General features: G+C 68.2%; 25 protein-coding genes and 1 tRNA gene. 2 read left to right on the top strand and 24 right to left on the bottom strand.

Features of this window, described 5'->3' with window-relative positions; genetic code table 11:
• Positions 1 to 74: 74 nt before the first annotated feature.
• The 8 genes from J9315_RS09820 to J9315_RS09855 form a co-directional block, all read right to left on the bottom strand.
• Positions 75 to 857, bottom strand: coding sequence for a single-stranded DNA-binding protein (locus J9315_RS09820; protein WP_211977754.1), 783 nt, complete (start codon positions 855 to 857; stop codon positions 75 to 77).
• Positions 858 to 1,065: 208 nt separating this feature from the next.
• Positions 1,066 to 2,646 carry a GTPase gene (locus tag J9315_RS09825; protein ID WP_211977755.1) on the bottom strand — a complete coding sequence of 527 codons (1,581 nt, stop codon included), beginning with the start codon at positions 2,644 to 2,646 and terminating at the stop codon, positions 1,066 to 1,068.
• The gene (locus J9315_RS09830) at positions 2,643 to 4,337 is read right to left on the bottom strand and encodes a dynamin family protein (RefSeq protein WP_249120872.1); all 1,695 of its coding nucleotides are present in this window, start codon (positions 4,335 to 4,337) and stop codon (positions 2,643 to 2,645) included. Before J9315_RS09830 ends, J9315_RS09825 begins: the two co-directional genes overlap by 4 nt.
• 78 nt (positions 4,338 to 4,415) lie before the next feature.
• Positions 4,416 to 4,489: transfer RNA gene (locus J9315_RS09835), tRNA-Arg, on the bottom strand.
• Between the two features lie 107 nt (positions 4,490 to 4,596).
• Positions 4,597 to 4,806, bottom strand: coding sequence for a hypothetical protein (locus J9315_RS09840; protein WP_211977756.1), 210 nt, complete (start codon positions 4,804 to 4,806; stop codon positions 4,597 to 4,599).
• A gap of 59 nt (positions 4,807 to 4,865) precedes the next feature.
• Positions 4,866 to 5,189, bottom strand: coding sequence for a thiamine-binding protein (locus J9315_RS09845; RefSeq protein ID WP_137825943.1), 324 nt, complete (start codon positions 5,187 to 5,189; stop codon positions 4,866 to 4,868).
• 107 nt (positions 5,190 to 5,296) lie between these two features.
• Positions 5,297 to 5,839, bottom strand: a complete 543-nt coding sequence (locus J9315_RS09850) for an MOSC domain-containing protein (RefSeq protein ID WP_211977757.1) — start codon at positions 5,837 to 5,839, stop codon at positions 5,297 to 5,299.
• A 6-nt stretch (positions 5,840 to 5,845) separates the two neighbouring features.
• A complete protein-coding gene (locus J9315_RS09855; protein ID WP_211977758.1) occupies positions 5,846 to 7,036 on the bottom strand; it encodes an acetyl-CoA C-acetyltransferase in 1,191 nt (396 codons plus the stop codon).
• Positions 7,037 to 7,369: 333 nt separating this feature from the next.
• On the opposite strand from J9315_RS09855, the gene J9315_RS09860 reads away from it, so the two are divergent.
• The gene (locus J9315_RS09860; protein ID WP_211977759.1) at positions 7,370 to 8,992 is read left to right on the top strand and encodes a cell division protein; all 1,623 of its coding nucleotides are present in this window, start codon (positions 7,370 to 7,372) and stop codon (positions 8,990 to 8,992) included.
• Between the two features lie 103 nt (positions 8,993 to 9,095).
• Here the strand turns inward: J9315_RS09860 and J9315_RS09865 are convergent, their stop codons facing one another.
• Positions 9,096 to 9,392: a hypothetical protein gene (locus tag J9315_RS09865; RefSeq protein WP_249120873.1), complete on the bottom strand. Its 297-nt coding sequence runs from the start codon at positions 9,390 to 9,392 to the stop codon at positions 9,096 to 9,098.
• A gap of 30 nt (positions 9,393 to 9,422) precedes the next feature.
• Here J9315_RS09865 and nucS point away from each other — a divergent pair, with 30 nt between their 5' ends.
• Positions 9,423 to 10,118, top strand: coding sequence for an endonuclease NucS (gene nucS / locus J9315_RS09870; RefSeq protein WP_211977760.1), 696 nt, complete (start codon positions 9,423 to 9,425; stop codon positions 10,116 to 10,118).
• A 102-nt stretch (positions 10,119 to 10,220) separates the two neighbouring features.
• Here nucS and J9315_RS09875 read toward each other — a convergent pair whose 3' ends face one another.
• From J9315_RS09875 to prmC, 15 genes are all read right to left on the bottom strand, one after another.
• Positions 10,221 to 11,228, bottom strand: coding sequence for a hypothetical protein (locus J9315_RS09875; RefSeq protein WP_211977761.1), 1,008 nt, complete (start codon positions 11,226 to 11,228; stop codon positions 10,221 to 10,223).
• A 377-nt stretch (positions 11,229 to 11,605) separates the two neighbouring features.
• Positions 11,606 to 12,919: a UDP-N-acetylglucosamine 1-carboxyvinyltransferase gene (gene murA, locus J9315_RS09880; RefSeq protein WP_211977762.1), complete on the bottom strand. Its 1,314-nt coding sequence runs from the start codon at positions 12,917 to 12,919 to the stop codon at positions 11,606 to 11,608.
• Positions 12,919 to 13,386: a DUF2550 domain-containing protein gene (locus J9315_RS09885; RefSeq protein ID WP_137825948.1), complete on the bottom strand. Its 468-nt coding sequence runs from the start codon at positions 13,384 to 13,386 to the stop codon at positions 12,919 to 12,921. The genes murA and J9315_RS09885 overlap by 1 nt, the downstream gene beginning before the upstream one ends.
• Before the next feature lie 23 nt (positions 13,387 to 13,409).
• Positions 13,410 to 13,670 (bottom strand): F0F1 ATP synthase subunit epsilon, encoded by a 261-nt coding sequence (locus J9315_RS09890; protein ID WP_137825936.1) that lies wholly within the window; start codon positions 13,668 to 13,670, stop codon positions 13,410 to 13,412.
• A gap of 3 nt (positions 13,671 to 13,673) precedes the next feature.
• A complete protein-coding gene (atpD, locus tag J9315_RS09895) occupies positions 13,674 to 15,125 on the bottom strand; it encodes a F0F1 ATP synthase subunit beta (RefSeq protein ID WP_140955140.1) in 1,452 nt (483 codons plus the stop codon).
• Positions 15,126 to 15,152: 27 nt separating this feature from the next.
• Positions 15,153 to 16,088: a F0F1 ATP synthase subunit gamma gene (locus tag J9315_RS09900; RefSeq protein WP_140955141.1), complete on the bottom strand. Its 936-nt coding sequence runs from the start codon at positions 16,086 to 16,088 to the stop codon at positions 15,153 to 15,155.
• A gap of 31 nt (positions 16,089 to 16,119) precedes the next feature.
• Positions 16,120 to 17,754: a F0F1 ATP synthase subunit alpha gene (gene atpA / locus J9315_RS09905; RefSeq protein WP_198498598.1), complete on the bottom strand. Its 1,635-nt coding sequence runs from the start codon at positions 17,752 to 17,754 to the stop codon at positions 16,120 to 16,122.
• 86 nt (positions 17,755 to 17,840) lie between these two features.
• Positions 17,841 to 18,647: a F0F1 ATP synthase subunit delta gene (locus J9315_RS09910; RefSeq protein ID WP_211977763.1), complete on the bottom strand. Its 807-nt coding sequence runs from the start codon at positions 18,645 to 18,647 to the stop codon at positions 17,841 to 17,843.
• Positions 18,647 to 19,210: a F0F1 ATP synthase subunit B gene (locus J9315_RS09915; RefSeq protein WP_211977764.1), complete on the bottom strand. Its 564-nt coding sequence runs from the start codon at positions 19,208 to 19,210 to the stop codon at positions 18,647 to 18,649. Before J9315_RS09915 ends, J9315_RS09910 begins: the two co-directional genes overlap by 1 nt.
• Before the next feature lie 11 nt (positions 19,211 to 19,221).
• Positions 19,222 to 19,449, bottom strand: a complete 228-nt coding sequence (atpE, locus tag J9315_RS09920; RefSeq protein WP_096146441.1) for a F0F1 ATP synthase subunit C — start codon at positions 19,447 to 19,449, stop codon at positions 19,222 to 19,224.
• Positions 19,450 to 19,526: 77 nt separating this feature from the next.
• Positions 19,527 to 20,339 carry a F0F1 ATP synthase subunit A gene (atpB, locus tag J9315_RS09925; protein WP_249120874.1) on the bottom strand — a complete coding sequence of 271 codons (813 nt, stop codon included), beginning with the start codon at positions 20,337 to 20,339 and terminating at the stop codon, positions 19,527 to 19,529.
• 206 nt (positions 20,340 to 20,545) lie between these two features.
• On the bottom strand, positions 20,546 to 21,001 hold the full coding sequence (locus J9315_RS09930; protein ID WP_211977765.1) for a hypothetical protein: 456 nt from the start codon (positions 20,999 to 21,001) through the stop codon (positions 20,546 to 20,548).
• Positions 20,998 to 22,107: an MraY family glycosyltransferase gene (locus J9315_RS09935; RefSeq protein ID WP_198498593.1), complete on the bottom strand. Its 1,110-nt coding sequence runs from the start codon at positions 22,105 to 22,107 to the stop codon at positions 20,998 to 21,000. The genes J9315_RS09930 and J9315_RS09935 overlap by 4 nt, the downstream gene beginning before the upstream one ends.
• Complete coding sequence (locus J9315_RS09940; RefSeq protein WP_211977766.1) at positions 22,108 to 22,758, bottom strand: L-threonylcarbamoyladenylate synthase; 651 nt, start codon at positions 22,756 to 22,758, stop codon at positions 22,108 to 22,110.
• A gap of 19 nt (positions 22,759 to 22,777) precedes the next feature.
• Positions 22,778 to 23,692, bottom strand: coding sequence for a peptide chain release factor N(5)-glutamine methyltransferase (gene prmC, locus J9315_RS09945; protein WP_211977767.1), 915 nt, complete (start codon positions 23,690 to 23,692; stop codon positions 22,778 to 22,780).

The following is a 23,692-nucleotide window of genomic DNA, read 5'->3' on the forward strand; positions in this document are numbered from 1 at the left end:
TTCTCACTCTAGCCGATGACACTGTCAGACCGCGCAGACGATGCCGGCCCTGCTCTCCAGCCGGCCCCGGACGGTCAGAACGGTGCCGCGGCGGCCGCCGTCGCCTCGGCGATCGCGGGATCCCTCCCTTGCCCGTCGCCTGGGCGGGTGTCGGTGTCCTCGCCGGTCTCATCGGGTGCGGTGTCATCGGGGTCGGTGTCCTCGCCGTCCGCGTACCCGTCGGTCTCCGCGGCCTGTCCGTGCGCTGTGTCGGACGGCGCCGTGTCGGACGACACCGCGGCAGGCGACCAGCCGCCGGCCCCGGCGGCCCGGTCGCCGTCCGACCCCGCGAAGTCGGATCCCTCCCCCACGACGTCGGGTCCGGATCCCTCCCCGCCGGCACCGGGGCCGGACGGGTCGGCCGTCGCAGCGCGCGGGGCCTCGCCGGGCTCCGGGAGTCTACCCCACCCGGAGCTTCCCTGCGCGTCTCCGGCCGGCTCGGCCGGCCGCGGTCGCGTCGTCGCCGACTTCCGATAGTGCGCCGTGCCGAAGCGCAGGTCGGGGCCGATGTGATCGGCGATGACCGTCGGTGCGATCCCGGACCGCTCTCCGCTGGCCCACTCGCGATTGCGCAGGTGTCCTTGGACGAGCACCGTCGTGCCCTGCTCGACCGACGTGCCGACGTTGCTGGCCAGGGTGCCGTAGCAGTCGACGCCGAACCACGAGGTGCCGTCCTCGGCGAATTCGCCGGTCGATTTGTCGAGCTTCCAGTGGTTGACGGCGAGCCGGAATGACGCACAGGGGCGTCCGGTGGGCAGAGTCCTCAGATTCGGGACGGTCGCGACGGTGCCGCAGACGTTGATGGGGATGGTCGACATTGCTTCCTCGCTTCTCTTCGCACGGTCGGCGAGACCCGATCGGGGGTCTGCTGCCTCGTCGGCGCAGTCTCCCTCGATTCCCGCCGTGGGTGTTCCAGCGAAGCGCGCGCTGCCCCGTTCTGTCGAGAGGGCGACGATGCCCTGTGGACAGCGCGTGGCCGTCCACAGGGCATCTGCACGCGAGTCGTGCCGCCAGTGAGCTCGAGTCTCAGGCGAGTCTCTCGTACGCGTCGCGGTGCTCGGCGATGACCGCGTTGACCGGCTGCAGATAGGAGCTCTGCGCGGCCTGGGCGACGGCGGTGCGCAGGTCGCGGTCGACCGCCTCGGCGGCTTCGTCTGCCCCTTTGTTCCGCGCGTTGCGGGCGATCACCGAGGTGATGACCGAGCCGAGGATCCCGACGACGAGGAGGCCGATGACGACGGCCCACGTCCACCCGGGGAGGGCTCCGGGAACGGCGAACGTCAGGGCCGCGACGACGATGAGGCCGAGGAGACCGATGACGGTGGCGACGAAGAAGACGATCTGGAGGAAGCCGGCGAACGACCACCAGCCGGGGGTGCGACGCTCGATGTCCACAGCCGTGACGGCCGAGTCGAGGGTGTCGGCGAGCTGGTTCGTGCTCTGCTTCTCCGCCTCGGCGGCGGCAGTCTGCCACGGACGCGGCAGCGTCGAGACGGATTCGGTGATGAGGTCGTGGGCCATGAGCCGGACCTGCGAGCTCTGCGTCTTGCTCGTCGCCGGCACCGAGGCGCGGATGAGCTCATCGCGGGTCAGCCCGTGCTTGGCCCCGAGCGGGTCGGGGGCGTTGCGCTGCATCCACGCGAGCAGCGGGTACCCGGTGCGCTTGTAGGCGCGGCGGATGTAGTCGTCGTGAACGGTCTGCGCGACGGCCTCGACACCGGCGGCCTCGGACATCGTCTCGACGAGATGGGAGGCACCCGGCAGCTCGTCCGGGGTGGCGACCGGGTCGCCGAGCTCGGCCTTGATCCGCCGGGCCATCGCCTGCATGTCGGCCAGCAGCCGTTCGGCCGCGGCCTGCTTCGAGTCGAGGGTGTCGGCGAGGATCGACCGCAGCTGCGGGATGCCCTCGCGGGTCACGGCCGAGGACAGCCGCACCTCGGTGTCGGTGAGTCCGTCCTCGGCAAGCAGCTGCCGGAGATGATCGGCGGCGGCCTTCTGCTCCTCGGGGCTGAGCTTGTCGACCTGGTTGAGCACGACGACCATGTTCGAGCTGTTCTCCGCGAGCTTCGTCAGGTACTCCGAGTGGAGGGAGAAGTCCGCGTACTTCTGCGGGTCGACGACCCAGAACACGACGTCGACGAGCCCGACGAGGCGGTCGGATTCGACGCGGTGCTCGACGGCCGTCGAGTCGTGGTCGGGCAGGTCGAGGAGGATGAGCCCGTGGAGGCGGCGCTGGTCGTCGCCGTCGAGCGCGGACTCACGCCACGTGCGGCTGCGCTCGGGCACCTTGAGCCAGTCGAGGATCTCCCGGCCGCCTTCTCCCCAGACGCACGCGGTGGGACGGGAGGTCGTGGGACGGCGGACGCCGACCCGGGCGATGTCGAGGCCGGCGACGGCGTTGAAGAGCGAGGACTTGCCCGACCCCGTCGAGCCGGCGAAGGCGACGACGGTGAAGTCCTCGCCGAGGTCGAGGCGATCGTCGGCGCGCTCGAGCAGGCTCTGGGCGTCGGCGCGGACGTCGGGGCTGACCTTGTCGGGGTCGAGCGCGAGCGAGTGGCGGATGCCCTCGGCCAGCCGGCGGATCTCGGACTGTGCCGAATCGTTCACAATGCCTCCTCGAGGCGGGCACCGGCGGTCCGGAGGGCTCCGGACTGCCGCGTGGGCACCGCTGTCAGTCGTAGTGCGCTGTCGAATGGGACGCGGCAGTCGCCGACGATGCCGGCGGCCGCGGTGAGGAAGCGGTCCCTGATCGAGGCGATGAGGCTGACGGCCTCCTGTTCGCCGAAGATCGTTCCCGCAAGGTTGAGGGCGACCCCGGGACCGGCGGCCTGCGCGTCCGCGGCCCGGGCGTGCTGGGGGTCCCAGAAGGTCGCATATTCGAGGACCGCGCACACGCCGTTGACGCCGAAGGAGAGGATCCGCGCCTTCGACTTCTTCCCCTGACCGATGTCGCGGACGAGGGCGTTGACCTCGTTCGACCAGCCGCTCACCGCCTCCTTGACCCGGTCCTCGAGTTCGCTCGTCGGGGCGCGCAGGCCAGGATCGGATTCGACGAGAGCGGCACCGGCCGGGGTGCGGCCCCAGTCGTCGACGACCCCGTCGACGACGTCGACGGCGGCTTCGCGCAGGGAGATCGCGGCACTGCGCAGGATCGCGATGTGCAGAGGCGAGGCGGCATCGTGCTTGCCCGTCACGGCGGCGGAGATCCGGTCGCGCATGCGGGCCATCGTCGGTTCGAGACCGCGGAAGAGCTGTCCGGTGCCGACGAAGTCCTGCCATCGGGCGTTGACCGCCCCCTGGAGGATCCGGCCGTCGGAGACGACTGTGGAAAGCCCGTCGTGGGCGGCGCGGAAGCGCTCGTCGACGATGCGGGCGAGCTGGGCGTGCGCCTCCTCCTGGGACTCGGCGCAGGAGGCGAGGGTGTCGACGCGGGCCGGGAGCGCGGCGATCGACCCGGTCAGGGTGCGCCGCCGGATCCGGTTCCGGGATTCGGCTTCCGAGCTGACCTCCTGGATCCACGAGCGGATCGGGTAGACGGCCGTGTGCGGGAGCAGCCCGTCCTCGAGCGGGAGCTCGGCGACGGAGAAGATCGGCGACTGGGCGAGTCCCGCCTCGGAGAGGAGATGGGAGAGGTGGTGGCGGACTTCGCGGTTCGCCTCCGGCGGCACCCGGTCGAGGACGATGGCCACCGAGGTGCTCCGCTGCGCCGCATCGCGCAGCAGGGTCCACGGCGCGGCGTCGGCGTAGCGGTTGGCCGTGGTGACGAAGAGCCAGAGGTCCGCGCACATGAGGATGCGGCGGGCGAGATCCCGGTTCGCCTCGGCGATCGAGTCGATGTCGGGGCAGTCGAGGATCGCGGTGCCCGGCGCGATGTCGGCATCGGGGATGAGGACGAGCGCCGGGGTCGGCGAGGCCGGGTCGGTGCTGCGCGGCAGGTCCGCGAGGAAGGTCTGGGCCTCGAAGTGCTTCGCGTCGGCGGGGTTGTGGATGACGATCGGGTTCGCCGTCGTCGGACGGCGCACTCCGGCGGGGCTGACCGCGCGCCCGATGAGCGAGTTGACGAGTGTCGATTTGCCGGCCCCGGTGGACCCGCCGACGGCGATGAGGAACGGTGCGGGAGCGCGGTTGATCCGCGGGAGGATGAAGTCGGTCATCTCAGCCGAGAGCGATCCGAGCAGACGGCGGCCCTCGGCCGCGTCGTCGGTCTGCAGGGTGAAGCGGGTCTCGGAGATCCTCTTCGCGATATCGGCGAGAGCTCCGCCCACGGGTGGCGTCACGGCATTTCCGCTGTCTGTCATCACGCATCCACTTTCCACGTTTTCACAGCTGAGCTCCACCAGGCACGCCGTGACGAGCGACAATTGCCCTGGACTGTGCGCCCCCGGCGGGGCTCGAACCCGCGACCTACCGCTTAGAAGGCGGTTGCTCTATCCGACTGAGCTACGGAGGCCCCCACATCGTAACCGATCGCCGCCGGGCAGACGAAAGAGGCCCCGCACTCCCCCGCCTGGTCAGATGACCGGGTCGAGGGTGCGGGACCGCTGAGGTGTCGTCAGTTCAGTGCGTGCTGCCGGCCTTCTCGAGCGCCTTGCGCACCGTGACGAACGCCAGGATGACGACGCCGGTCAGGGCGAGGATGACGGCGAGGGCTTCGACGCCGAAGGCCACTTCGGCCGCGAGCGGAAAGAAGCCGGCGACCATGAACCCGAGCAGGGCGATCATGGTCAGAGCAGTGGCTGTGGTGAAATACGCGGATCCGTTGTTCATGGGTCATCCTCCTTCTTCCTGAATCCGACGATAGACCCGTTCGGCGCGCCTGTCACCGCTTACTCGTCGGAAAGTTTCCTCCGCGCCTCGAGAGCGTCCTCGAGGCGGTCGACCTTCGCCTCGATCTCCCCGTCATGACCAGGGCGGATGTCGGCCTTGATGACCAGGGAGATGCGCGAGCCGAACGGTGCGACCGCCTCGGTGGCGCGCTTGACGACGTCGAAGACCTCGTCCCATTCGCCCTCGATCTCGGTGAACATGCTCGTCGTGCGGTTGGGCAGCCCGGAGGCGCGGACGACCTCGACGGCTGCGGCGACGGCCTCGTGGACGGAGCCGTCGCTGCGGCCGGTGCCCGAGGGGGCGACGGAGAATGCGAGAAGCATGGTGGTGCCTTCCTGTTGATGTCGCTGGTCTGCTGTCGTGTCCGGTGTCGTCAGTTCGGGGCCGAGGAAACGCTGCGGCGGTGCTCCGGTCAGCTCGCCGAGGTGGGTCAGACGGGCGCCAAGGCGTGGGGCTCGCCGTCCGGCAGCTCGACGGTCACCGCGTCCCCGGGTCGCACCGTGCCGCTGGTCGAGACGATGCCCATGACACCTGCCAGGCGCACGGTCTGGCCCTCGTCGTCGCGGAAGACGACCTGCCCCAGCAGTCCGGGGATCAGTCCGTCGATCTGCGCACACGGATTGCGCAGACCGGTGAGCGTGACGACGGCGTCCCCGATGCCCAGGCGCGTGCCCACGGGCAGCGCGAGGAGATCGAGGCCGAGCGTCGTGATGTTCTCGCCCAGTTGCCCGGGGCCGACGGTGAACCCGGCGGCACCGAGGCGGTCGAAGAGCTCCGCGTGGAGAAGATGGACCTGACGGAGGTTCGGCGCCGAGGGCGTGCGGGCGAGACGGGAGCGATGCTGGACGGTGACGCCGGCGTGCGCGTCACCGCGCACGCCGATGCCCTCGACGAGGTCGATCGCGTCGCGGACAGGCTTCGAGAACGCATGCTCCGCGTCGCTGCTGACACTCACCACCCGCGCCGCCGCCATCGGACCTCAGCTCTGGGCGGGAACGGTGATGATGAGCGAATCGCCCTGGCCGCCGCCGCCGCACAGCGCCGCGACACCGGTGCCGCCGCCTCGGCGCTGGAGTTCGAGGGCGAGCGTGAGGACGATGCGGGCCCCGGAGGCCCCGATCGGGTGGCCGAGCGCGATCGCACCGCCGTTGACGTTGACCTTCTCGGGATCGATGCCGAGGTCCTGCGTGCTCGCGAGTCCGACGGCGGCGAACGCCTCGTTGATCTCGTAGAGGTCGAACGAGTCGGGGGCGACGCCCTCCTTCTCGGCGGCCGCGCGGATCGCCTGCGAGGGCTGGTGCTGGAGCGTCGAGTCCGGACCGGCGGTCCATCCGTGCGCGCGGATCTCGGCGAGGATCGGCGCCCCGAGCTCCTCGGCCTTCTCCTTCGACATGACGACGACGGCGGCCGCACCGTCGGAGATCTGCGAGGCGTTGCCCGCGGTGATCGCCCCGTCCTTGCGGAAGGCCGGACGCAGCTTCGCCATCGACTCGGGCGTCGTGTCCGGGCGCACGCCCTCGTCGTCGGTCACCGTCGTCTCGCCCTTGCGGCTGGTGATAGTCACGGGCACGACCTCGTTCTCGAAGACTCCGGACTCCCACCCGGCCGCGGCGCGCTGGTGCGACTGCGCGGCGAACGCGTCCTGCTGCTGGCGACTGAACTCGGAATCGCCCTTGTTCGCCTCCTCGGTCAGCCCGCCCATCGCCTGGTCGGTGAACGCGTCCCAGAGGCCGTCGTAGTCCATATGGTCCTTGACGACGACATCGCCGTACTTGTACCCTGCCCGCGACTTCTCGAGCAGGTGCGGGGCCAGCGTCATCGACTCCTGTCCGCCGGCGACGACGACGTCGTACTCCCCGGCGCGGACGAGCTGCGCGGCCTGCGTGATCGCGTTGATGCCCGAGAGGCAGAGCTTGTTGATCGTGATCGCGGGCACGCTCATCGGGATGCCCGCCTGGGCCGCGGCCTGACGTGCCGGGCCCTGGCCGAGGCCGGCCTGGAGGACCTGTCCCATGATGACGTATTCGACCTCATCACCGGAGATGCCCGCGCGGTCGAGGGCACCCTTGATCGCGGCGGCCCCGAGGTCGACCGCGGTCTGCGATCCCAGGGCTCCCGAGAGCTTGCCGAACGGTGTGCGCGCGCCTGAGACGATCACTGCTTCAGTCATGTTTCCTCCTTGATCAAGGATGTCCTCGCCCCGGGCAGGTGCTGCACGGCGGTGAGCTGCTTGCTCCCAGGGTAACCGAGCCCTCTGTGGCACTGATCACTGGGGTGCCGCGAGGGCGTGCGACCCCGGATTCCGCCTCGGTGGGGCATCGTTCCTGTTCGCCGAGGCGGCCCCGCGGTCCACTCGCTGCAGCTGTTGTGCGCGGGGTCACCGCACCGGTGCACAGTCCCGTTCCGACCGCCGGATTCGGACACAACACTCATCTTGAGTCCGATAGAGTGGGGAGCGCGCAGGCACGACAACATCCCCTTGAGACGACAGGAGTCAGCTTCAGTGACGCCCACCGAAGAATTCCGCACAGCGATGCGCGGGTACGAGAAGAGCGAAGTCGATTCCCGACTGCAGCAGCTGCGCACGGAGATCGAATCCGTGCGAAAGGCGCTGTCGGATGCCCGCAGTCAGGTCATCAACGCCGATCGAGCGAAGCTCCAGATCGCCGGTGAGCTGTCCGAGGCGAAGGCACAGCTGAAGAAGGCGGCCAATGAGAACGCCGAGGCGGCCGGTCCTCCCGGATCCCGCATCGACCATCTCCTCAAGATCGCCGAATCCCAGGCCCGCGAGACGCTCGCCCAGGCGAACTCCGATGCCGAGACGATCCGCAACAAGGCCCGCGCCGAGGCGGCGTCCGCCCGCGCGCGGATGCACACCGAGAGCAACGACACCCTCAGCAGCGCCCGCTCCGAGGCCGATGCGATCATCAGCTCCGCGGAGCTGCGCGCCGAGGAGGCCGTGAAGGCCGCGGAGAATCGCGCCGCCGAACTCAAGGCCACCGCCGAGCGCGAGTCCCTCCAGTCCAAGGAGGCCAACGACGCCGCGTCGAAGGAGGCCCGCGAGAGCCTCGAGCACGAGATCGCCGAACTCCGCGCCGCCGCGGAGAAGGAGGCCACCGACCTCCGCGCCGAGGCCAAGACCCAGGCCGATGAGACCATCGCCGCCGCACAGGCCCAGGCCGATGAGCTCCTCGCCGCCGCGAAGTCCCGCGACGAGGCGTCGAAGAAGGCCGCGAACGACCTCGAGGTCGAACTCGCCGCCAAGCGCAAGGACGCCGAGGCCGAGCGGAAGAAGCGCTACGACGCCGCGCAGACGGAGAACAAGAAGCTCATCGAGGAGGCCCAGGCCCGCGCGGCCAAGGCCGACACCGATGCGAAGACGGCGGCCGAGCGCGCCGAGACCACGCGCGCCGATGCCGTGAAGAAGGCCGACGAGATCATCGCCGACGGCAAGGCCCGGGCGCAGACGCTCATCTCCGAGGCTCGCGCCACGGCCGAGGCGACGATCGAGGAGTCGGCGGCCGAGGCCAAGCGCAACGTCGCCTCGGCGCAGTCGCAGGTCGATCTGCTGACGAAGCAGCGCAAGACGATCACCGCGCAGCTCGACCAGCTCCGCTCCCTCTTCGCGATGCCCGGTGTGATGGGCGGCGACGCCGTCGATCCGGCGAAGGCCGAAGCCGCGACGCACGCGACCGAGCAGATCGCCGACGGGGAGACGCTCGCCGATCTCCTCGCCGCCGACGCCGCTGAGGAGCAGGACGCCGCGAAGAAGGGCGCCGACGCCAAGGCAGGCTCCGCCAAGGGAGCCGCTGCGGCAGGTTCGGCGGACAAGGGCATAGCCGAGAAGAGCTCCGCGGACAAGGGCTCGGCTGACAAGGCCGGTGCCGACCAGAGCGGTGCGACAGCTGCCCAGAAGACGACCGTCGACGAGGCGACGACTGAATCGGTCGAGGCCGATGTCGACACCTCGGAGCTGCCCAACGGCGCCACCGATGCCGAGACGATCGCCATCGACGCCCAGGTCTCCGGCACCACGCCGGGGACGCAGGGTTCGGGCGGTGCCGCCTCGGCGAACGACGGCGCGGGACGGTCGAAGGCCGCGCGCACGCGCAACTCTCTGCGCTGAGCCTCCTCTCGTCTCAGTGCGCTCACGCGCCTGAGTGAGACGAGGACACGCGAAAGGGGACCCACTGCGGTGGGTCCCCTTTCGCGTGTCCGGCGTGCTGCCGTCAGCGGAACTTCTCGAAGCAGCGGGTGTGCCAGTGCCGGCGGGCGTCGACGCCGATGTCGATGCCGTGAGGGGCGCTCTGCCGCCACGCGACGATGTGCGCCGTCGCCGCGGACACGCTCTGACCGCACCCGGGACAGACGTAGACCTTGCCGCTGGCATTGCCTGCGACCTGCTGGACCGACCACGTGCCGTCGGGCAGCTCACGGCTGCGACGCAGCCCGCCGACGGACTCCGAGAGGTCCCGGCCGGGACTGCTCCACTTGTTCCGGCGACGCGAGGAGTTCGATCGTGGCATAAGCCGATTCTCTCACGTAGTGTGTGACGGGTGCGCCTCGTGATAGCTGAATGCTCTGTTGACTATGCCGGTCGTCTGACCGCCCATCTGCCCATGGCCACCCGCCTCATCATGCTCAAGGCCGATGGTTCGATCCTCATCCACTCCGACGGCGGATCGTACAAGCCGCTCAACTGGATGACTCCCCCGTGCTCGGTCCAGATCGCACCGGCGACCGAGGAACAGGCCGAGGCAGGACTGCGCGAAGTGTGGACGGTCGCGCAGGCGAAGACCGGGGACCGCCTCGTCATCTCCGTCGCCGAGGTCCTCTCGGATTCCAGCCACGACCTCGGCGTCGACCCCGGACTCGTCAAGGACGGCGTCGAGGCCCACCTCCAGGAGCTCCTCGCCGAGCACATCCACACCCTCGGCACGGGCTACAGCCTGGTCCGCCGCGAGTACATGACGGCCATCGGGCCGGTCGACATCCTCGCGCGCGACGAGGCGCAGAAGTCCGTCGCCGTCGAGATCAAGCGCCGCGGCGACATCGACGGCGTCGAACAGCTCACCCGCTACCTCGAGCTGATGAATCGCGACCCGCTGCTCTCGCCGGTCACCGGCGTCTTCGCCGCGCAGGAGATCAAGCCGCAGGCGCGCACCCTCGCCGAGGACCGAGGCATCCGCTGCGTCGTCCTCGACTACGACGCCCTGCGCGGGATGGACGACCCGGAGACGCGCCTCTTCTGACCGCCTCGGCGCCCATTTCCTATCGATCAAGCGGGAGTGCGGATGGCGGGCCGTGCACGCCCCGCTATCCGCGCTGCGGCTTGACCGACGACTGGATCGCCCTCAATTCGCGCCGTGAATCGGGCCTGCGAGTCGGTCTCGCGCGGCGATCTCCGTCTCGCGGATCCGCACCGCCTCTTTGATCCTGAGGAAGAGGCCTGCGCTGAAGAGATCGGCCCATCGAATGCGGAAGACCATCCACCCCTCGTTCCGCAGGGCGTACTCCCGCTTCCGTTCGCGTTCGAAGGCTCGGTGCGGATCACCGTCATCGATATAGTACTTACCGGCACCATCGAACTCGGCAATGACTTTGACCGCTTCGTTGCCGAAGTCGGACCGAGCGAGGAAGCGACCATCGGCGTCGCAGACGACGAGTTGCGGCTCGAACCCCGGTATCGAATACTCGACGAATCGAACGGCGCAGATCGACTCCGCCACCGTTTCACGCCGTCCGTCGATGTTCTCCAGCACCGCTGAGATCCGCGACTGGCGGGTCCGCACAGGATGCGCCAACTGGTGCGCTCGGAACTCCTCGAGAGACACCCGCCCCAAGCGCACCGCGGCATCCGCAACAGCCACGGCGAACGCCAACGGACAATCCCTGGCGACATCGAGGAGCGTCTGCACCACCGTCGTCACCGGAATCCCGTCGACGATCTCGATAGTGTCGGGCTGCAGGGACCGTCGGCGGACCACGAGATCCCTCTGGCGGACCGAGCTGCGAGGGCTCGCGACTTCGACGTACACCTCACCCTTATCGACATACGGCACGGACAGGCCGTGGACGAGCAGCGCACTGCGATGGGAGAACACTGCGTCATGCGGCAGGTCGGGGACGAATGACCGGACGAGAATCCTCAGATCCTCTCCGCGCTTGAGCATCCCTGCGGTCTCATGGGGCAACGCGGTCTCCTCCGCCTCCGCGATCGCTGCGACGAAAGCGTGCGACGGATTGTCGCACGCACGCGTGACGACGTATCGTCCCCGCCGGAGTCGCCGCAGGCAGCAATCGACGGCAGATCTGATCTGATGGGTGTTCCAGCCCGCCGCCACCAGATCCGAAGTCTCCAAGCACGCAAACATGCAATCGAGCATGGAACAGAACGCATCCGAACCGCAAGAGCATCAAAATGCCCTGTGGATAACTGCCGAGCGGCGAACGCGCCTGTGGACAGTCAACCGGCACGAGTACGCCGGTGGTGTCGGTCACGGCGTGGCGCGGATAGCCAGGCGTGCAACTCCGGCGATCCGCGCTCAGCCTGGAGTGAGCGCCCGGGAGGTGTCGGTCACGGCGTGGCGCGGATGGCCAGGCGTGCAACACCAGCGATCCGCGCTCAGCCTGGAGTGAGCTCGCGGATGTGCGGGAAGTCTCGAGACGTGCTGGCGGGCTTGACCGACGGGCGGCTTGAGCGACGACCGATGAGTCGCCGCACCGTGCGGGTGGGAGCTCAGTCGAAGCTGAGGCGGTCGGCGCGGCTGACGCGGACGATGTCGGCGCCGAGCGCCTGGAGCTTCTGCACGAAGCCCTCGTAGCCGCGGTCGATGTGATCGACGCCGGAGACCTCGGTGATCCCGGCCGCCCGCAGACCGGCGAGGACGAGACCGGCACCGGCGCGGATGTCGGAGGCCTCCACCTCGGCGCCGGAGAGCTCATCGACCCCGGTGATGAGAGCATGATTGCCGTCGACGCGGACCTTCGCGCCGAGGCGGGCGACCTCCTGGACGAAGCGCCAGCGCGCCTCGAAGAGGTTCTCCGAGAGCAGCCCGACCCCGTCGGAGACCGAATTGAGCGCAATGACGAAGGGCTGGAGATCGGTCGGGAAGCCCGGGAACGGCATCGTCGCAACGCGGATCGCGTGGGGACGCTCGGGACCGATGACGCGGAAGCCCCGGCCCTGCGTGCCGTCACCCAGGGTGATGTCGCCGACGTCGTCGACCGTGGCGCCGGTGTCGCGGAGTTTGATCGCGACGTTGGGCATGATGTCGAGGCCGACTCCGCGCACCGTGACGTCTCCCCCGCTCAGCGCCGCGGCGAACGCGTAGGTGCCGGCGACGATGCGGTCGCCGACGGTGCGGTGCTCGACCGGATGCAGGGCGTCGACGCCGGTGATCGTGAGATCGGCGGTGCCGATCCCCTCGATCCGGGCGCCCATCTCGACGAGCATGAGGCAGATGTCGACGATCTCCGGCTCCTTCGCCGCGTTCGCGATCGTCGTCACGCCCGAGGCCAGGGTCGCTGCCATGACGAGGTTCTCCGTGGCTCCCACGGAGGGGAAATCGAGGGCGATGTCCGTGCCGGTCAGGCCGCCGGGGGCCTCGGCGACGAAGTAGCCGTGTTCGAGCCGCACATGGGCGCCGAGGGCTTCGAGTCCGGCCTGGTGCATGTCGAGGCCGCGGGAGCCGATCGCATCGCCGCCGGGCAGCGCCACATGCGCCGAATGCATCCGCGCCGTCAGCGGTCCGAGGACGGAGATCGAGGCCCGCATCGCGCGGACGAGTTCGTAGTCGGCTTGGATCCCCACCTCGGCGGGGACGTCGATGCTGACGATTCCGGCTTCGGCATCGTAGTCGACGGTGCATCCGAGGCGGCTGAGGAGCTCGACCATGATCCGCACGTCGAGGATCGCGGGAACGTTCGTGATCATCGTCTTGCCGACGGCGAGCAGACTCGCCGCCATGAGCTTGAGGACGCTGTTCTTCGCACCGCGCACGTCGACGGTGCCGCGGAGCTGCGTGGGGCCGGTGAGGCGGAAGACTTCCATCAGGTGAACCGTCCCATCGTCGGATTGAAGCCGGGGGGCGAGGACTCGAGCCACGAGGCCATCGTCGACAGCGACTCGGTGTCCATCGCCAGGGAGACATTGCGCGGGCGCCCGTCGGCCTTGCCGTACGAGCAGTCGACGACGACCGCGTCGGGGAGCACCGAGTACTGCTCCCCCGAGGTGGGCTTGCGCCGCACGAGGATGTCGAGGTCGGCGCGCGGCAGACGCACTGCCGCGCGCCGGTTGAGAGCGAACACGGGATACCAGTCAAGCGAGCTGACGGCGAACACCGCGACGCCCAAACGCCAACGTGGGCGGGAACTGGATTCCTCGCCCACGTTGATCGAACAGTCAAAGGCACCCGACAACTTCGAGATCGACCTGCGCCGGATCGTCACGACGACGATGAGGGCAAGAGCCAGTCCCACCAGCGAAAGCAGAACGATGAGCAGGACGGAAGGGTTCACGGTTGCCAAGTGTAATTGACTGATCAGAGAAGTTCGGCCTGATCAGCCGCAATGATGACGCGATTGTTCTCGACCGAGAGGAATCCCCCGTCGGCCTGCACTCGGACGGTCTCGTCCGAGGTCGTGAGAATCCTCGCCTCACCATCGGCCACGACACCGAGAACGGGTTCGTGACCGGGCAGGATGCCGATCTCGCCGTCCAGGGTGCGGGCGATGACGCGCTTGGCCTCACCGACCCACACCTCCTGGTCGGCTGCGACGACGTTGACATCGAGGACTGCCATGGCTTACTTCTTCTGCAGTTCTTCGTAGTTGCGCATGACATCGTCCATGCCGCCGACGTTGAAGAAGCACTGCTCCGGAATGTAGTCGACCTCACCGGAGACGATCTTCGCGAAGCCCGCGACGGTGTCGGCCACGGGAACGGTCGAACCCGGAACACCGGTGAACTTCTCAGCAGTGTACGTGTTCTGCGAGAGGAACTGCTCGATGCGGCGGGCACGGTGGACGACGAGCTTGTCCTCTTCCGAGAGCTCGTCGACGCCGAGGATCGCGATGATGTCCTGCAGCTCCTTGTTCTTCTGCAGGATCGCCTTGACCTCGTTGGCCACGCGGTAGTGCTCCTCGCCGACGACCAGCGGGTCGAGGATGCGCGAGGACGAGGTCAGCGGGTCGATCGCGGGGTAGAGACCACGCGAGGCGATGTCGCGGTTGAGCTCGGTCGTCGCATCGAGGTGCGCGAACGTCGTCGCCGGAGCCGGGTCGGTGTAGTCGTCGGCCGGCACGTAGATCGCCTGCATCGAGGTGATCGAGTGACCGCGCGTCGAGGTGATGCGCTCCTGGAGCACACCCATCTCATCGGCGAGGTTGGGCTGGTAGCCCACAGCCGAGGGCATGCGGCCGAGCAGCGTCGAGACCTCGGAACCGGCCTGGGTGAAGCGGAAGATGTTGTCGATGAACAGGAGGACGTCCTGGTTCGCGACATCGCGGAAGTACTCCGCCATCGTCAGCCCGGCCAGGGCCACGCGCAGACGCGTGCCCGGCGGCTCGTCCATCTGACCGAAGACGAGGGCGGTGTCGCCGAAGACGCCGGCTTCGTCCATCTCGAAGATGAGGTCGTTGCCCTCACGGGTGCGCTCACCCACACCGGCGAACACCGAGGTGCCGTTGTGGTTGTGCGCGATGCGGTAGATCATCTCCTGGATGAGGACGGTCTTGCCCACACCCGCGCCGCCGAAGAGGCCGATCTTTCCACCCTGGACGTACGGGGTGAGCAGGTCGATGCTCTTGATGCCGGTCTCGAGGACCTCCTGCTTCGACTCGAGTTCGTCGAAGGCCGGAGCCGGACGGTGGATCGGCCAGCGCTCGGTGATGTCGAGCTCTTCGCCGGGGGCGAGGTTGAGGCAGTCACCGGTGGTGTTCCACACGTGGCCCTTGGTGACGTCGCCGACGGGCACCGAGATCGGCGCGCCGGTGTCGACGACTTCCTGGCCGCGGACGAGGCCGTCGGTCGGCTGCAGGGACACGGCGCGGACGATGCCGTTGCCGAGGTGGAGGCTGGTCTCGAAGGTGAGCTTGCGCGTGCCCTCCGAGAGCTCAACCGTCGTGGTCAGTGCGTTGTAGATCTCCGGCACGGAATCGAGCGGGAACTCGACGTCGACGACCGGGCCGATGACCCGGGAAATGCGACCGAGGGCTGTGCCCTGTGCCGGGGAGTTATCCGTAACTGTGGCAGTCATGGTCTCTTTCTTCTCTGCTCGTACCGGTCAGTCGCCGGCTGCCGATGCCGCAAGGGCGTCGGCCCCACCGACGATCTCGGTGAGTTCCTGGGTGATTTCCGCCTGACGGGCCGAGTTGGCCAGCCGGGTGTAGGTCTTGATGAGGTCGTCGGCGTTGTCCGTCGCCGTCTTCATCGCCGCCTGACGCGAGGCCTGTTCGGACGCCGAGGCGGACAGCAGTGCCGAGAGGATGCGCGAGTCGATGTACCGCGGCAGGAGGGCGTCGAGGACGGCCTCCGCACTCGGTTCGAACTCGTAGAGCGGCATCGTGCCGGCATCCGACCCGCCGCCTCCGGTGCTGCCCGAGGTCGTCGCCTCGTCGGCGTCGACGACTTCGAGCGGCAGCAGGCGCCGGTACTCGGGATCGTGCTTGACCGAGGAGACGAACCGCGTGAAGACCATGTAGATCTCCTGGACCCCGCCGTCGCCGGCGTCGGTCTCGAAGGCCTTGAGCAGCGCCTCGCCGATCTTCCGGGCGTCTTCGGCGGTCGGGTTCTCCGAGAACCCGGTCCACGCCTCGACGATCGGACGATCGCGGAACGTGTAGTAGCTCTCGGCCTTGCCGCCGACCGTGTAGAGCGCGACCTCCTTGCCCTCCTGCTTGAGCAGGCGGACGAGTTCCTCGGACTCCCGGATGAGGTTGGCGGAGTAGGCTCCGGCGAAGCCCCGGTCCGGACCGATGACGAGCACCGCGGCGCGGGTGACATGGTCCGGCTCCGAGGTCAGCACATGGTCGACGTTCGATTCGCTCGCGACAGCGGAGACAGCGCGGGTCAGGGCGTTGGCATACGGGCTGGCCGCCTGCGAACGCGCGATCGCCTTCTGAATCCGGGACGCGGCGATGAGCTCCATGGCCTTGAAGATCTTCCTCAAGGACTGAGTCGAGCGGATCTTCTGTTTGAAGACCCTCTGCTGGGCTCCCATCAGTTCTTCCTTTCGCCGTTACAGATCAGGTTCAACGCTTCTGCCGAACGATCTGCTCCTGCTCGACGTCATCGGAGGAGGCGACGGACGAGTCCTCAGCGCCGGCCTTGCTGCCGTCGTTCTCGTCAGCGACCCAGTTCTTGTTGAACTCGTCAAGCGCCTTCTCGAGCTGCTCGCGGACGTCGTCCTCGAGCTTCTGCGTCTCGCGGATGACGGTGAGGATCTCGGTCTTGCGCTCGACGGTGTCGAGCATCTCGGCTTCCCAGCGCAGCACGTCGGAGACGGCGACATCGTCGAGGTAGCCGTTGGTGCCGGCGAAGATCGACACGGTCTGCTTCTCGAACGGCATCGGGTCGAACTGCGGCTGCTTGAGCATCTCCATGAGGCGAGCACCGCGAGCGAGGTCGCGCTTGGTCGCATCGTCGAGGTCCGAGGCGAACATCGCGAAGGCCTCGAGCGACCGGTACTGCGCGAGCGAGAGCTTGAGCGTACCGGAGACGCTCTTGAGCGCCTTCGTCTGCGCGGCACCGCCGACTCGGGAGACCGAGACGCCGACGTCGACGGCAGGACGCTGACCGGAGTTGAACAGATCCGACTGGAGGAAGATCTGTCCGTCGGTGATCGAGATGACGTTCGTCGGGATGAACGCTCCGACGTCGTTGGCCTTGGTCTCGATGATCGGCAGACCGGTCATCGAGCCGGCGCCGAGGGCGTCGGAGAGCTTCGCGCAGCGCTCGAGGAGGCGCGAGTGGAGGTAGAAGACGTCACCCGGGTAGGCTTCGCGGCCCGGCGGGCGGCGGAGCAGAAGGGAGACGGCGCGGTAGGCCTCGGCCTGCTTCGAGAGGTCATCGAAGACGATGAGGACGTGCTTGCCGTTGTACATCCAGTGCTGGCCGATGGCCGAACCCGAGTAGGGCGCGAGGTACTTGAAGCCCGCGGGATCGGAAGCAGGGGCCGAGACGATCGTCGTGTACTCGAGCGCACCGTTCTCTTCGAGCGAACGGCGCACGTTCGCCACGGTCGAGCCCTTCTGGCCGACGGCAACGTAGATGCAGCGGACCTGCTGCTCGGGGTCACCGGTCGCCCAGGCGTCGCGCTGGTTGATGATCGTGTCGATCGCGAGAGCCGTCTTGCCGGTCTTGCGGTCGCCGATGATGAGCTGACGCTGGCCGCGGCCGACGGGGATCATCGCGTCGACGGCCTTGTATCCGGTCTGCAGCGGCTGGCGCACTTCCTGGCGGTCCATGACGCCGGGGGCCTGGAGCTCGAGCTCGCGACGGCCGTCGGTCTCGACCTCGCCGAGGCCGTCGAGCGGGCGACCGAGCGGGTCGACGACGCGACCGAGGTAGCCGTCGCCGACGGGGATCGAGAGGACCTCACCGGTGCGGTAGACGTCCTGCTCCTCCGCGATGCCCGCGAAGTCGCCGAGGACGACGACGCCGATCTCGCGCTCGTCGAGGTTCTGGGCCAGACCCAGGGTGCCGTCTTCGAAACGGAGGAGCTCGTTGGCCATGGTGCCCGGCAGACCTGAGACGTGGGCGATGCCGTCACCTGCGGTGACGACCTTTCCGACCTCAGTCTTCTCCGAGCTCTCGGGGTTGTACGACTCAACGAACTTCCCCAGAGCGTCCCGGATCTCCTCCGGGCGAATTGTCAGTTCCGCCATTGTGGTTTCCCTGCTTCCTTTTACTCAGAACGTGTGTCCGACGACCGGTGGGCCGCCTGTGCCGCCGGATCTGCCGGCGAGCGTGATCAGCTTGCGAGTTTGCGGTGGACCTCTGCCAGACGGTCCGCGACGGTCGAGTTCATGACCTCGTCGCCGACCTGCACCCGGACTCCCCCGAGGACCTCGGGATCGACCTGGACGTTGAGCACGAGCTCACGACCGTAGTTGGCAGCCAGCGCCGCAGCGAGGCGTTCGGTCTGCGCGGGCGTCAGCGGCTTGGCCACAGTGACATCGGCGACGGACCGCTGCTGGCGCGCGGCGAGGATGTCGCTGAAGTGGTCGAGGGCGATCGCCACGCGCAGCCCGCGTGGGTGGACCGCAGCGTGCTCGACGAGCGTGATCGTGTCCGGCGAGGCCTTGCCTGCGAGCAGGTTCTCCACGAGTGCGCGCTTGGCGTCGGCCCCGGCATCGGAGTCGAGCGCCCGCGAGAGCTCATGATCGCTCTCGAGCAGTCGGGCGAAGCGGAAGATCTCCTCCTCCACCTGACCGAGCTGGCCGAGCTCCTGAGCCGCGGCCGCGATCGCCGTGACTCCGGCGACCTCGAGACTCGTGACGAAGTCCTGCGTGCGCGCCCACCGCTGGCCGACCGCCACCGAGGCGATCGTGAGAGCGGATTCGGGCACCTGAGCGCCGAAGACGGCGCGCAGCAGGCCCTGCTTCTTCTCCGCAGACTCCGAGGAGTCCGCGAGTGCCTTGCGCAGGCCGAGGTTGTCGGCGAGCACGCCGACGACGCCGAGCAGCGACTGGCCGATCTCGCGGGCGTTGCCGGTGGCGATCTCAGCGTTCGCGGCCTCGAGGACGGCCTGCAGGGACAGCCTGCTCGACTGGAGCATCACGCCCCCTTGACCGGCTGGCCGGACGACTGCGTTTCGAGATCGGCGATGAAGCGATCGACGACTCCGGCGGACCGGGTGTCATCGGTGAGCGATTCGCCGACGATGCGGGAGGCGAGATCGGTGGCGAGCGTGCCCACCTCACCGCGCAGCTGCACCATGGCGGACTGGCGTTCCGCGTCGATCTGGACCTGCGCCTGGGCGATGATGCGATCAGCCTCGGAGTGAGCCTGCGCCTTCATCTCGGCGATGATCTGAGCGCCCTCTTCCTGAGCCTCGGCACGCAGTCGTGCGGCTTCCGCACGACCGTCGGCGAGCTGCTTCTGGTACTCGGCCAGAGCCTGATCGGCTTCGGCCTGCACCTTCTCGGCCTTCTCGATGCCACCCTGGATGCGCTCAGCGCGCTCGTCGAGTGTCTTGTTGAAGGCGGGCAGGACGTACTTCCAGACAACCAGGAAGACGATCGCTAGGCAGACGGCACTCCAGACGATGTCATACAGCGCGGGAAGAAGCGGGTTGGTCGCTTCCCCCTCTGCGGCTGCGAGAATTTGCACCGGAGTCATGTCTCATTGCCTCACTGAGTAAGGAAGAACGGGGTCGCGATGCCGATGAGGGCAAGGGCCTCGATCAGAGCGATACCGAGGAACATGTTTCCGCGGAGTGCACCGGCCATCTCGGGCTGGCGAGCGGTTCCCTCGATGGTCTTGCCGATGACGATACCGACGCCGATACCGGGGCCGATGGCGGCAAGGCCGTATCCGACGGTGCTGATACTGCCGGTGACTTCAGCGAGCATATCCATTGAATGCTTTCCTTTCATATGTCGGCCGGGGGGTTGGCCCGGCCTTGCAACACGTGGTTACAGACTGTGGGGACGACTCAGTGGTCGTCCGAGATGGCGGCGTTGATGTAGACGCACGAGAGCAGAGCGAAGATGTAGGCCTGGAGGACGACGACCAGCATCTCGAGGAGGAAGACGAAGAAGCCGCCGGCGAAGGTGAGGATCGAGAAGAACTGGAAGCCGTTGCTGGCGTCGAAGAGGAAGAAGCTCGTCGCGGAGAAGCAGAGGACGAGGAGGAGGTGGCCGACCATCATGTTCGCGAAGAGTCGGATCGCGAGCGTGAACGGCTGCGTGACGAACTTCGTGATGAACTCGATGGGGATGAGGAGGATGTGCATCGGCCACGGCACACCCGGGAGGATGAGCGCCGACTTGAGGTAGCCGCCGAGGCCCTTCTCGGCGATGCCCGCCCAGTGGTAGGTGACGTAGACGACCAGCGTGAGCACGAGCGGCAGTCCGATGACGCCGGTGGCCGGCATGTTGAAGAACGGGATGAGCTTCGTGACGTTCCAGAAGAGGACGCCGAAGAAGATCGCCACGATGAGCGGCATGAACTTCTTCGCCTTCTCCTTGCCCATGGTGTCCTCGGCGATGCCGACGGTGACGAACTCCATGGCGAGCTCCATGGCCGACTGGAAGCGGCTCGGGATGAGCTTCATCCGCTTCGCCCAGATGGCGAGGACGACGACGACGGCGATCGTGGCGATGATGCGGATGAGCATCACGCGGTTCATCTCGAACGGCGTGCCGGCGAATGCGAACGGTGCGGGAAAGAACTCCGCCATCGACGGGGCGTGGAATCCGCCTTCAGCGGCTTGGATCAGTGTGTGCGCGGCGTTGAGTTTACCCACGTTTACGTTTCTCTCCCATGGTCATCGGCCGGAAATGGCCTGGCCTTCGGCCGCGCGAGGAGCGCGGGGATCAAGATCAGGAGCGACTTGGAGCGACACGGCTCCAGCACCGGAACTACTCTACCAACGGTAGAGAGCTGCCGACAAATCCTTGCGGCTTGGCTGAGCGAATCCTGGCAGCGGTGGATGCTCGGCATATGGACGGATCAGCGGGACCGTCCCGCTTCGGGATCGACGTAGGGCACCCGCGCCTTGACGACGGTGATCGCCTCGACGAGTGAGGAGCCGATGACGGCGGCGACGATCGTGAAGAAGGCCACCGTGCCGTCGAGCCACACGGCGTCCTTGAGCCGCCAGATGACGATCATGAAGATGAACGCCTTGAAGAGGAAGCCGAGCCCGAGGAACCCCGCGATCGCGGTGAGCCCGAGATTGCGTCCGAGGTACATGATGATGAGCGTGACGATGATGAAGACAGCGGCCAGTCCCCCGCCGATCGCCCCGCCGATGAGCCCGGCGCTGCCCGAGACGAGCCAGCCGACGCCCATGCCGGCGGCGGCGACGACGAGGACGAGGATCGCCCCGCGGATGAGCATCGTCCTCCACACGCGGGTCCAGGCGGCCTGGACGGCGGTCTCCGAGGTCGGCTGAGGGTCGGTCACGAGATTTCCTCTCTGGCATGGCGGCGGGCGCGCAGCGGGTAGAAGGTGAAGACGAGGGTGACGGCGAAGAGCAGGCCGACGACGATGACGACGGAGACGGCCGGGACGAGCAGGAGCATGACGGAGCCGAAGGCGATGAGCGCCGTCCACGTGTAGAGGATGAGGACGGCCCGGGCGTGGGAGTGCCCGAGCCGGAGCATCCGGTGGTGGAGGTGCTTGGCGTCGGCGGAGAACGGCGACTGCCCGGCCATGAGCCGGCGGACGACGGCGAGCCCGAGGTCGAGCAGCGGCAGGAACATCACGGCGATGGGCAGGATGATCGGCAGGTACGTAGCAAAGACCCGCTCCTGTCCGATGAGGGCGGGATCGACCTGACCGGTGACCCGGATCGTCGAGGCGGCGAGCAGCAGACCGATGAGCATCGAGCCGGAGTCGCCCATGAAGATGCGGGCCGGGTTGAAATTGTGCGGCAGGAAGCCGAGGCAGGCCCCGACGAGGATCGCGATGATGAGCGAGGCGAGGTTCGCATACGAGTCCGGGGAGGCGTCGCGGGCGAGCCAGTACGAGTACATGAAGAAGGCGCTGCCGCCGATCGCGACGACCCCGGCGGCCAGCCCGTCGAGTCCGTCGACGAAGTTCACGGCGTTGATCGTCACGAGGACGACGAGGATCGTGACGATGATCGACATCCGCGGGCTGCCGATGATCACCCCGCCGAAGGGGATCGAGAGCAGGGCGACGCCGTTGATCGCCATGAAGCCCGCCGCCAGTGCCTGGCCGGCGAGCTTCGTAATCCAGTGGAGGTCCCAGATGTCGTCGATGATCCCGAGCAGACAGAGCAGTCCGGCGGCCCCGGCGATGCCGATGATCGGGCCCATCTCGACGAAGATCCGCTGGAGGAACGGCGTCTGGGAGGCGAAGAGAAGTCCGACGATGACGGCCCCGAACATCGCGACTCCGCCCAGCCTCGGCGTCGGCACGGAGTGGACGTCGCGTTCGCGCAGCGGGGAGAAGATGAGCCCGCGCTCGGCGACCCGCTTGACCATGGGCGTGAGCAGGTACGCCACCAGCGCGGAGACGACGAGGATGAAGAGGTAGGCGCGCACTCAGCCGTCCAGGTCGCGAAGGTCGGGCACGATCTCCCGCAGCTGCTCTGCGGTGATCGGCCCGTTGCGGACGATGCGGGGGACGTCGCCGGAGAGGTCGATGATCGTCGAGGACTGACCGGAGTCGCGCCCGCCGCCGTCGAGGTAGATCTCGACATCGGATCCGAGCATGTCCTGGGCCGCATCCGCCGAGGTGGCCGCCGACTCTCCCGTGGTGTTCGCACTCGAGACGGCGAGCGGACCCGTCCGGCCGAGCAGCGCGAGCGCGTACTCGTCGTCGGGCATCCGCACGGCCACGGTGCCGTGGGTGTCCCCGAGGTCCCAGTCGAGGGAGGGCTGGGCATTCGCGATGATCGTCAGCGGTCCCGGCCAGAACTTCGCGGTGAGCGCGAGCACCGTCTCGTCGACGCCGTCGACGAGCCCGAAGACCGTCTCCGCACGGGGGACGAGCACCGGCGGCGGCATGTTCCTCCCCCGGCCCTTGGCCGTGAGGAGCGCCGCAACCGCCGACGCGTTGAAGGCGTCGGCCGCGATGCCGTAGACCGTGTCGGTGGGAATGACGAGGAGGTTGCCCGCCTCGACGACGCGCGCGCACTCGTCGAGGACGAGATCGCGGATGTCGGCCTGCGTGACGTCGAATCGTCGGGACACTGAATCTCTTTTCCTGCTGTCAGCTCGTCGGGTGGGTGCGCGGAGCGGTCGCCGCGGCCACCGTGTAGCGGTCGCGTCCAGTGTAGTCCGGGAACGTGGTCGCAGCTGCCAGACCCGCCACACCGGCGATGATCTCGCGGACCCCGGCGCCCTGATCCTCGGCGTGCTCCATGATGACGAGTCCGCCGGGACGGAGCAGGAGCGCCGCCTGAGCGAGGATGAGGGCGGGGACCTCGAGTCCGGAGACGCCGCCGTAGAGCGCGGCGGCGGGATCGTGGTCGCGCACCTCGGGGTCCTTCGGCACGGCCGCATCGGGCACGTACGGCGGGTTCGTCACGACGACGTCGACGGTGTCGACGAGCTCCGGATGGTCGCTGGCCGCGGTCGTCGCATCGCCGGCGATGAGGTCGACGTCGGAGGCGCCGAGGTCGAGGCGAGCGAGGTTCGTCCGTGACCACGCCAGGGCCGCGGCTTCGCGCTCGATGCCGATGACGCGGGTGCCCGGACGCTCGAGGGCGACCGACAGGGCGATCGCCCCCGAGCCCGAGCAGAGATCGAGCACGAGCGGGGCGGTGTCGGAGTGCGCCGCGGTGTCCCGGCGCGCGAGGTGATCGAGGACCTCGGTGACGAGGAGTTCGGTCTCGGGTCGGGGCACGAACACGCCGGGACCGACCGCGAGATCGAGACGGCGGAAGTGCGCGACACCGGTGAGGTGCTGGAGCGGCATGCGGCGGCTGCGCTCGTCGAGGAGGCGGGCGAACCGGTCGGCGACTGCGGCCGGGACCGCCTCGGCGAAGAGCCGGCGACGGGCCAGGGTCGACGCGTCGATGTCCCATGCATGGGCCAGCAGAGCGGAGACGTCGGTCTCGGGAGAGGGCACCCCCGCCTCGGCTAGCACACGGGCACCCGCCCGCAGCAGAGTGGGGACGTCCAT

The organism is Brevibacterium sp. W7.2, assembly GCF_018137945.1.
GTDB classification, from domain to species: Bacteria; Actinomycetota; Actinomycetes; order Actinomycetales; family Brevibacteriaceae; genus Brevibacterium; species Brevibacterium sanguinis.

Coding starts and splice junctions, on each gene's coding strand:
- prmC (WP_211977767.1), bottom strand. CDS start 23,692: ATGGACGTCCCCACTCTGCTGCGGGCGGGTGCCCGTGTGCTAGCCGAG.
- J9315_RS09820 (WP_211977754.1), bottom strand. CDS start 857: ATGTCGACCATCCCCATCAACGTCTGCGGCACCGTCGCGACCGTCCCG.
- J9315_RS09850 (WP_211977757.1), bottom strand. CDS start 5,839: ATGGCGGCGGCGCGGGTGGTGAGTGTCAGCAGCGACGCGGAGCATGCG.
- J9315_RS09840 (WP_211977756.1), bottom strand. CDS start 4,806: ATGAACAACGGATCCGCGTATTTCACCACAGCCACTGCTCTGACCATG.
- J9315_RS09865 (WP_249120873.1), bottom strand. CDS start 9,392: ATGCCACGATCGAACTCCTCGCGTCGCCGGAACAAGTGGAGCAGTCCC.
- J9315_RS09845 (WP_137825943.1), bottom strand. CDS start 5,189: ATGCTTCTCGCATTCTCCGTCGCCCCCTCGGGCACCGGCCGCAGCGAC.
- J9315_RS09830 (WP_249120872.1), bottom strand. CDS start 4,337: ATGACAGACAGCGGAAATGCCGTGACGCCACCCGTGGGCGGAGCTCTC.
- J9315_RS09855 (WP_211977758.1), bottom strand. CDS start 7,036: ATGACTGAAGCAGTGATCGTCTCAGGCGCGCGCACACCGTTCGGCAAG.
- J9315_RS09910 (WP_211977763.1), bottom strand. CDS start 18,647: ATGCTCCAGTCGAGCAGGCTGTCCCTGCAGGCCGTCCTCGAGGCCGCG.
- murA (WP_211977762.1), bottom strand. CDS start 12,919: ATGGAAGTCTTCCGCCTCACCGGCCCCACGCAGCTCCGCGGCACCGTC.
- J9315_RS09915 (WP_211977764.1), bottom strand. CDS start 19,210: ATGACTCCGGTGCAAATTCTCGCAGCCGCAGAGGGGGAAGCGACCAAC.
- atpA (WP_198498598.1), bottom strand. CDS start 17,754: ATGGCGGAACTGACAATTCGCCCGGAGGAGATCCGGGACGCTCTGGGG.
- atpE (WP_096146441.1), bottom strand. CDS start 19,449: ATGGATATGCTCGCTGAAGTCACCGGCAGTATCAGCACCGTCGGATAC.
- J9315_RS09890 (WP_137825936.1), bottom strand. CDS start 13,670: ATGGCAGTCCTCGATGTCAACGTCGTCGCAGCCGACCAGGAGGTGTGG.
- J9315_RS09900 (WP_140955141.1), bottom strand. CDS start 16,088: ATGGGAGCCCAGCAGAGGGTCTTCAAACAGAAGATCCGCTCGACTCAG.
- atpD (WP_140955140.1), bottom strand. CDS start 15,125: ATGACTGCCACAGTTACGGATAACTCCCCGGCACAGGGCACAGCCCTC.